The sequence below is a fragment of the Mycobacterium sp. TH-M116 genome (assembly GCF_057473685.1).
Window position 1 is genome coordinate 1 of sequence record NZ_JBYCLC010000018.1, and the last position, 8,051, is coordinate 8,051.

An 8,051-nucleotide genomic window follows, 5' to 3' on the forward strand; every position below is an offset into this window, starting at 1 on the left:
TTACGTCAGGGAGCTCTTTTCGGCGCTGGCGAAGCGTTACAACGTGATGACCGATGCGTGGACGTTGGGGCTGCATCGCGTGTGGAAGCGGCAGGCCATGCGAATTTGCGCCCTCGAGCGCGGCGAACGGGTACTCGACGTGGCGACCGGTACGGGTGATCTGGCGTTCGCGGAGGCGGCGGCGGTCGGGGCGCAAGGCCAGGTGGTCGGCGTGGACTCCTGTGCCCCGATGCTCGGGGTCGCCCGGCGGCGCCGTCGCGGGGTCGTCGACTTCCAGGAGGGCGACGCCATGGACCTGCGGTTCCCGGATGCGTCGTTCGACGTGGTCACCATCGGTTTCGGGCTGCGCAACGTCGCCGATCGCGGTAAGGCGTTGCGCGAGTTCCGGCGCGTGCTGCGGCCCGGCGGCCGGCTGGTGGTGCTCGATTTCAGCACGCCGACTTCGACGGCCCTGAAAGCAGTTCACGACTTTCTCTACTTTGGCGTGATGCCGGCGGTGGGGTGGGCCTTTTCCTGGCATCGCGACGCCCATCGCTACACCTCCGATTCGATCCGCACCTGGTTGTCCCGTGATGAGCTGAGCAAGGCGATGCGGGAGGCGGGTTTTCTCGATGCCCGCTACGTCTCGCTGAGCACCGGGTTCGCTACGGTCCATGTCGGTTCGCGCGCGGCAGGGCGACACGGGCCGGGATCACGCGACGCCGCGGAAGTGTCGACGATTTAGGATCACTTCCGGGGAGCCGGAACGAAAACCGTCCCGGCCCGTGTAGACATACTGCTTTCACCGTGAACACCACAGCGAGCGGGCCAGACCAGGTTGGAGCATGTCATGCCGGCAATCGTCCTCATCGGCGCCCAATGGGGTGACGAGGGCAAAGGTAAGGCCACTGACCTGCTCGGTGGACGCGTGCAGTGGGTGGTGCGCTATCAAGGTGGCAACAACGCCGGTCACACGGTGGTGCTGCCCGGTGGGGAGAACTTCGCGCTGCACCTGATCCCGTCGGGGGTGCTGACGCCCGGGGTCACCAACGTCATCGGCAACGGTGTGGTGGTCGACCCCGGTGTCCTGCTCGACGAACTCACGGGATTGCAGCACCGCGGCGTCGACACCTCCAAGCTGCTGATCTCGGCCGACGCGCATCTGCTGCTGCCGTACCACGTCGCGATCGACAAGGTTACCGAGCGCTACATGGGCAGCAAGAAGATCGGTACCACCGGCCGCGGAATCGGGCCGTGCTACCAGGACAAGATCGCCCGCATGGGCATCCGGGTGGCCGATGTGCTCGACCCGGAGCTGTTGACCCACAAAGTCGAGGCCGCACTGGAGCTGAAAAACCAGATCCTGGTCAAGATCTACAACCGCAAGGCACTCGACGCGCACCAGGTGTGCGAGGCACTGCTGGAGCAGGCCGACGGTTTCCGGCACCGCATCGCCGACACCCGGCTGCTGCTCAACAATGCGCTGGAGGCCGGTGAGACGGTGCTGCTGGAGGGCTCGCAGGGCACCCTGCTCGACGTCGACCACGGCACCTACCCCTATGTGACGTCGTCGAATCCGACCGCCGGCGGCGCGGCCGTCGGCTCGGGCATCGGACCGACGCGGATCACCACCGTGTTGGGGATTCTGAAGGCCTACACCACCCGCGTGGGTTCGGGCCCGTTCCCCACCGAATTGTTCGACGAGAACGGCGAATACCTGACCAAGACCGGCGGTGAGTTCGGTGTCACCACCGGACGTCGCCGCCGCTGCGGCTGGTTCGACGCCGTGATCGCCCGCTACGCCACCCGCGTCAACGGCATCACCGACTACTTCCTGACCAAGCTCGACGTGCTCTCCAGCCTGGACACGGTGCCGGTGTGCGTCGGTTATCGGCTCGACGGCAAACGCACCCACGACATGCCCATGACCCAGAGCGACCTGGCCCGCGCCGAGCCGATCTACGAGGAGCTGCCCGGTTGGTGGGAGGACATCTCGGCGGCCCGCGAGTTCGACGACTTGCCGGCCAAGGCGCGTGACTACGTGTTGCGGCTCGAAGAGCTTGCCGGAGCACATGTCTCGTGCATCGGTGTCGGTCCGGGCCGGGAGCAGACCATCGTGCGCCGGGACATCCTGGCGGCCCGCGCGTGACGGCCACCGAACCGGATCCCAAAGACATCGATCCCGAATACGAGCGCCACGGCGGCTTCCCGGAGTACGGCCCGGCCAGCCCGGGTCCCGGGTTCGGCCGGTTCGTGGCCCACATGCGCCGGTTGCAGGACCTCGCCGTGTCCGCGGACCCCGGCGACGACGTCTGGGACGAGGCAGCCGGCCGCGTCGCGTCGCTGGTGGGGCTGCTGGCACCGTTCGAGGCCGGCGAGGGCAGGGCGCCGGCCGGGCGGACGCCGGACCTGCCGGGCATGGGCAGCCTGTTGCTGCCGCCGTGGACGCTGACGCGCTACGGCCCCGACGGGGTCGAAATGGCGGGCGGTTTCAGCAGGTTTCACGTCGGCGGCAACCACGCGGTGCACGGCGGTGTGCTGCCGCTGTTGTTTGACCACATGTTCGGCATGATCTCGCACGCCGCGGGCAGGCCGATCAGCCGCACCGCCTTCCTGCACGTCGACTACCGCAAGGTCACCCCCATCGAGGTGCCGCTGACCGTGCGCGGCCGCCTCACCGCCGCGGAGGGCCGCAAGGGTTTCGTGTCCGCGGAGCTGGTCGACGGCCAGGACTCGGTGCTGGCCGAGGCGAACGGCCTGATGGTGCGGTTGCTGCCCGGCCAGCCCTGAGTCGGGTCCGCCGCGCCCGCGGGCCGCGCACCTATCCTTGAGCGGTGACCGACGGCGTGACTGGTGAAGGACGGCAAGAACCCGACGACCTGGACGGCAAGACGACGGTGATCGAGTTGGCCCCACCGGTGGGCGGGGCGGATTCCGGCGTCGGAGCCGACGAAAGCGCCGACGCAGCCAGGACCCGCGTGCTGCTGCTGGGTTCGGGTGCACCGGCCCGGGAACTGACGATCGCATTGCGGCGCCTGGGCGCGGAGGTGGTCGTCGCCGACGAGGACCCCGCCGGGCCCGCGCACGCCATCGCCGACCAGTCGCCGGCTGTCACGCCGGTTGACGCCGCCGCGCTGTCGGGTGCCGTCGGGCGGTTGCGGCCGGACGTCGTGGCGACTGCGGCCGGTGCCGTCGCCGGTCGAGCCCTCGAGTCCCTGGAAGGCATCGAGCTGGTGCCGAGCGCCCGCGCCGTTCGGCTCACCGGCGACCCTGAGCGCCTGCGCCGGCTGGCCGCCGACGAATTGGGTCTGCCCACCGCGCCGTTCTGGTTCGTCGGTTCGGTCGGCGAACTCGAGGCGGTGGCCGTCCACGCCGGGTTGCCGTTGCTGGTCAAGCCGGTGGCCGGAGCGCCGGGGCGCGGGCAGTCCGTCGTCACCAAGCGCCACGACCTGGAGGCGGTATGGCAAGGCATTCTCGGGAAGCCGGCGGGGGAGGGCGCGTACCGGGTGCTGGCCGAAACGCTGGTCGACGTGGACTTTTTCATCACCCTGCTGGTGGTGAGCAGCCGCGGTGCACCCGGGCCGCGGATCCAGTTCTGCTCACCGATCGGTCACAGCCGCGCCGAGGCCGACGTGCTGGAGTGCTGGCAGCCCCAGCAGCTGAGCCCGGCGGCGCTCGATGCCGCCAAGTCGATCGCCGCGCGGATCGTCACGTCGCTGGGTGGGCACGGGGTGTTCGGCGTCGAACTGATGATCCACGGCGACGAGGTGTACTTCGCCGACGTCACCGCAGGCCCGCGGGAGAGTGCCTGGGTGACGACGCGCAGCCAGCGGCTCTCGGCGTTCGAACTGCAGGCGCGTGCGATTCTGGGCCTGCCGGTGGACACGATGATGACGTCGCCGGGGGCCGCGCGGGTGATGCGCCCGGGCGCCGGGGTGCCGGCCGCGGACGCGCTGTCCCGCGCGCTCGGCGTGCCCGAAAGCGACGCGCGCCTCTTCGGGCCGGGATCGCGAGCCGCGTCGTGGGTGGCGCTGGCCACGGCGCCGGATGTCGCGGCGGCCCGCGAGCGAGCCCGCGAGCTCGCGGGCCGGGCCGATGTGCCAGACTCGGTGCGATGAGTTACGCGGGAGACATCACGCCGCAGCAGGCGTGGAAGATGCTCAGCGACAACCCCGATGCGGTGCTGGTCGACGTGCGCACCGACGCCGAATGGCGCGTCGTCGGAGTGCCCGATTTGTCGAGCCTGGGCCGCGACGTGGTCTACCTCGAGTGGAATACGTCCGACGGGCGGCTCAACGAGAATTTCGTCGCCGAGTTGCGCGACCTGGTCCCGTCCGCCGGGCGTGAACGGCCCGTGGTGTTCCTGTGCCGTTCCGGCGGCCGCTCCGTCTCCGCGGCCACGGTCGCAACCGAAGCGGGCATCGGCCCGGCTTACAACGTACTGCACGGTTTCGAGGGGCACGCCAGCTTGTGCTGGCGGGCAACGGGATTGCCCTGCAAGGAATTCTGAGGCGTCTGGCTACCCGGCCTGACGTTCGGCCGCATCCGCGTCTTCGGCAGCCGCCAGCGTTTCGGCCTGCTTTCCCGCCTGGTCCAGTAGTGGCCGCGCGTAGATCATCTGACTGGTGATCGCCATCTGGCCTCGGGTCCGGCCCAGGAAAGAGATACCCCAGGCGAGCAAGGCGGCGGCCCGGTTACGGTGCCCGACAAGGTAATACAGATGCAATAGCAGCCACGCCAGCCAGGCGATGAAGCCGCCGAACTCGAGCTTGCCGACTTTCGCGACCGCGCTGTAGCGCGAAACGAGCGCCATGCTGCCCTTGTCGCGGTAGGCGAACGGCTTTCGCGTGGCCGGGGCGTCGGTGCCCTTGACCGCATGCTTGATGAGGTTGGCCGCGTACCGCGCCCCCTGGATCGCCCCCTGCGCCATGCCGGGAACGTCGGGCACCGACATCAGATCGCCGACGACGAACACGTACGGGTGGCCCCTGACGGTGAGATCGGGCTCGACGACCACTCTTCCGGCGCGGTCGGTTGCAGTTCCGCAGGACTGCTCGGCGATCATCGTGCCCAGTGGGCTGGCCTGCACGCCGGCCGCCCACACCTTGCAGGCGCATTCGATGCGCCGTTCGCCGCCGTCCTTCTCCTTGATCGTGACGCCCCGGTAGTCGACCGCGGTCACCATCGTGTTGAGCTGGATCTCGACTCCCATCTTCTCCAGCCGGCGCTGCGCGATGAGACCCAGCTTGTCGCCCATCGGCGGGAGCACCGCGGGCGCGGCGTCGAGCAGGATGACTCGGCAGTCGCTGGGTTCGATAGTGCGATATGCCCCGGCCAGGGTGCGTTCGGCGAGCTGAACGATCTCGCCGGCCAATTCGACGCCGGTGGGTCCGGCCCCGACCACCACGAACGTCAGACGTCGCTGCCGCTCGTCCGGATCGGTGGCGACCTCGGCCGCCTCGAACGCGCCGAGGATTCGGCCCCTGAGCTCGAGGGCGTCATCGACGGTCTTCATGCCGGGCGCGAAAGTGGAGTACTCGTCGTGGCCGAAGTAGGACTGCTGGGCGCCGGCGGCCACGATCAGGCTGTCGTAGGGCGTCACCGTTTCGATACCCATCAGGTGCGACGTCACCGTCTTGGCCGTGAGGTCGATCGCGCTGACCTCGCCCCACAGCACCCGGATGTTCTTCTGCTTGCGCAGGACGAGTCGGGTGGTCGGCGCGATGTCGCCCTCCGACAGGATGCCCGTGGCCACCTGATACAACAGCGGCTGGAACAGGTGGGTGGTCGTCTTGGAGACCAGGGTGATCTCGACTCGACTTCCCTTGGGCGCACGCGTGAGCGACTTGGCCGCTGTCAGCCCGCCGAATCCGCTCCCGATGATGACGACGCAATGGCGCGACATGCTCGCCCCCTCTGGTTGCCGGTGCCGGCCGTGTGTGGCGCACCACTACCGTACGACGCCGGCGGAGGTGTCGGGATCTGACGTGTCGGGCGCCGGGCTGTGAGCGGCCCGCGGTGTGCTGCGACATCGACCACACGATTCCCCGGTTTTCGGGTCAAGTGTGCGGCCGCCTGCATCGAGTGTGAATCCTGGGCGTCGCGCGTGAAACGTGGGCGGGAAAATCGCGAAAATTCCGCCCCCCGTTCACGCTCGACGCCGTCAGCCCACACTCGACGCCAGGAGGGGCAGACAGAAAGCGGCAAGCGCACGACCGGCCGACACACCAGCACCAGGTTGGTGACAAGTCGGGAATCTACCCCCATCCGGTGCCGGTAAAGACAGCTGGCGAGCTTCGCTGCGGCGTTCAACGTCAAGCATTGTGAGATGGCTATAAGTGTCTTACAATTATCCAGTGTGCGCATCGAAATTTTGCCCCACGCGTGGCAGCACAGCATTACAGGTGATGAGATGCGCGCGGTGATCTCGTATCCGCTTCTGCGGTACGCGATCGTCACGCCATGTCCCGATGCGGACTCCTACATGTTCGTGGGCCAGGTTGGGCAAGAACCTTGGATCGAGGTTGCCGCCGAGGATGAGGACGGAGAGACCTGGGCAGTGTTCCATTCGATGCTGCTCACCGAGAAAACCGCGAACGATATCTACGACATTTCAGGAAGCGCCATCGATCTTCGGGGTCAGGTGGTGAGGCAGCGGCTGTTCATCGGTCCGCAGTATGGAAAGGAGAACTAACGATGGCTAAGCGGAGCGCGAAGGACTACGCCGAGATGAGCCGCGCCGTCGAGTCCGGTGATTACACGGTTGCCGGCCCCTTGGAGATGGGATCGACGCTGCGGATGGGCCGCCCGGTCGGTGAGAGCCGCCGGGGTTCCAGCCCGACACGCACCATACGATTGCCCGCTGAGTTGAACAGGCGGTTGGATGCCTATGTATCCGCCGAACACACCACACCCAGCGAGGTCATGCGCCACGCGCTCGATGAGTACCTCGGACGCATCGGGGCGTGACGGAGCAGGCCAGCCCGCGACGAGACGGTGCTCCTGTCGCTTGTACAGCTTCAACACAGCCAGTCGACCTACCTCAGGTGTCGCAAATGACACCCCATGCCTATCATTGGACTCCTACCAGCCCTTTTGTTGCCGACAGTCAAGCGAATCGACAGAGCCGCCTGACCTTGGTGACAAGTCGGCTATCTACCCCCTTCACGCGGGTTTACGACTCAGCCACCTATAGGCATCGTCCACACGACGGGCTTACCTGTGAACCATTGGGCCACAGTCACTTCGCCGTTCTGACGATGGCGAGGTCGTGGTCATGTAGCGCGGTGATGAGTGCGCGGGTCCCATCGTCGGGTTGTGGCGCCAGTTCGTGTGCGATGGCTGTGCGCACCACGGCCGATACCGGTAGGCCGCGTTCTGCGGCAGCGGCGCGTAGCCGGGTCATCTCATCGTCGGTGAGGCGCACGGTGAGGGTTTGGGCTTTTTCGCGGTTGGGGTGGGTGGCCGGCGCGGTCGTGTATTCAGAGCTGTCGCCGGCTTCCATCTCGCGTGCCTCGTTGAGTAGGTTGCTGAGCTCGTTGTTCACTGGTTGTTCCTGTCCCGGTATGTGCTCTGATCGGTGGCGTTGGCCGGCCAGCAGTTCGCGCCGTATTGCTGGTCCTCGTGGCTAACGACGATGACGACGAGCACTGCGTTTGCGGTCGGCGAGAAACCATGAACCGGCTGCTTTTGCCCGAACGGCTTTTGGGGTCGGGGATGAACCCCACCACGTCGGGATCGTTGACGGCTTCGGTCGCCATCTCGACGGTGGTGCGGTGTTTGTCCCACATATGGGTGACCACGTCGCTGGGCCAGTGCAACTCGGTCACCCACTCAGTGTATGACAAATGTATTGCATCTGGGCATAAATATCTGACCTTTGTCGCAAGTCGATGATCTACCCGCTTCAGCATTGCGTGCTGAGTGCCTCGGACGACGGGGCATGGTCGCGAAAACACTTGAAATGTAATACGGACATGTATTACATTTAGGTGTGTTGGTCGACTGGTCCAGACGCGGTGACTACATCGCCAAGCATGGAGTCACACCTGAGCAGGCCGACGAGGCGCTAA

9 protein-coding genes are annotated in these 8,051 nt (G+C 66.8%); 7 read left to right on the forward strand and 2 right to left on the reverse strand.

What is annotated here, in order from left to right:
* The 5 genes from AC2VOK_RS00575 to AC2VOK_RS00595 form a co-directional block, all read left to right on the forward strand.
* Window positions 1–724 (forward strand): ubiquinone/menaquinone biosynthesis methyltransferase (locus AC2VOK_RS00575; protein WP_428898738.1); only part of this gene is annotated, 724 nt, incomplete at its 5' end.
* A 105-nt stretch (window positions 725–829) separates the two neighbouring features.
* On the forward strand, window positions 830–2,128 hold the full coding sequence (locus AC2VOK_RS00580; RefSeq protein ID WP_428898739.1) for an adenylosuccinate synthase: 1,299 nt from the start codon (window positions 830–832) through the stop codon (window positions 2,126–2,128).
* Window positions 2,125–2,769: a PaaI family thioesterase gene (locus AC2VOK_RS00585; RefSeq protein WP_428898740.1), complete on the forward strand. Its 645-nt coding sequence runs from the start codon at window positions 2,125–2,127 to the stop codon at window positions 2,767–2,769. Before AC2VOK_RS00580 ends, AC2VOK_RS00585 begins: the two co-directional genes overlap by 4 nt.
* Before the next feature lie 128 nt (window positions 2,770–2,897).
* Window positions 2,898–4,097: a formate-dependent phosphoribosylglycinamide formyltransferase gene (gene purT, locus AC2VOK_RS00590; protein WP_428898746.1), complete on the forward strand. Its 1,200-nt coding sequence runs from the start codon at window positions 2,898–2,900 to the stop codon at window positions 4,095–4,097.
* Window positions 4,094–4,489 carry a rhodanese-like domain-containing protein gene (locus tag AC2VOK_RS00595; RefSeq protein ID WP_428898741.1) on the forward strand — a complete coding sequence of 132 codons (396 nt, stop codon included), beginning with the start codon at window positions 4,094–4,096 and terminating at the stop codon, window positions 4,487–4,489. The genes purT and AC2VOK_RS00595 overlap by 4 nt, the downstream gene beginning before the upstream one ends.
* A 9-nt stretch (window positions 4,490–4,498) precedes the next feature.
* Here AC2VOK_RS00595 and AC2VOK_RS00600 read toward each other — a convergent pair whose 3' ends face one another.
* Entirely contained in the window at window positions 4,499–5,884 is a 1,386-nt protein-coding gene (locus AC2VOK_RS00600) for an NAD(P)/FAD-dependent oxidoreductase (protein ID WP_428898742.1), read from the reverse strand.
* Window positions 5,885–6,337: 453 nt separating this feature from the next.
* Here AC2VOK_RS00600 and AC2VOK_RS00605 point away from each other — a divergent pair, with 453 nt between their 5' ends.
* Entirely contained in the window at window positions 6,338–6,673 is a 336-nt protein-coding gene (locus tag AC2VOK_RS00605; RefSeq protein WP_428898743.1) for a hypothetical protein, read from the forward strand.
* A 2-nt stretch (window positions 6,674–6,675) separates the two neighbouring features.
* Window positions 6,676–6,948, forward strand: coding sequence for a ribbon-helix-helix protein, CopG family (locus tag AC2VOK_RS00610; RefSeq protein WP_428898744.1), 273 nt, complete (start codon window positions 6,676–6,678; stop codon window positions 6,946–6,948).
* A gap of 271 nt (window positions 6,949–7,219) precedes the next feature.
* Here AC2VOK_RS00610 and AC2VOK_RS00615 read toward each other — a convergent pair whose 3' ends face one another.
* The gene (locus AC2VOK_RS00615; RefSeq protein ID WP_428898745.1) at window positions 7,220–7,525 is read right to left on the reverse strand and encodes a ribbon-helix-helix protein, CopG family; all 306 of its coding nucleotides are present in this window, start codon (window positions 7,523–7,525) and stop codon (window positions 7,220–7,222) included.
* Between the last annotated feature and the right edge of the window lie 526 nt (window positions 7,526–8,051).

Excerpts from the sequence above, each read along its gene's own strand:
- AC2VOK_RS00580 (WP_428898739.1), top strand. The coding sequence starts at position 830 with ATGCCGGCAATCGTCCTCATCGGCGCCCAATGGGGTGACGAGGGCAAA.
- AC2VOK_RS00595 (WP_428898741.1), top strand. The coding sequence starts at position 4,094 with ATGAGTTACGCGGGAGACATCACGCCGCAGCAGGCGTGGAAGATGCTC.
- AC2VOK_RS00600 (WP_428898742.1), bottom strand. The coding sequence starts at position 5,884 with ATGTCGCGCCATTGCGTCGTCATCATCGGGAGCGGATTCGGCGGGCTG.
- AC2VOK_RS00610 (WP_428898744.1), top strand. The coding sequence starts at position 6,676 with ATGGCTAAGCGGAGCGCGAAGGACTACGCCGAGATGAGCCGCGCCGTC.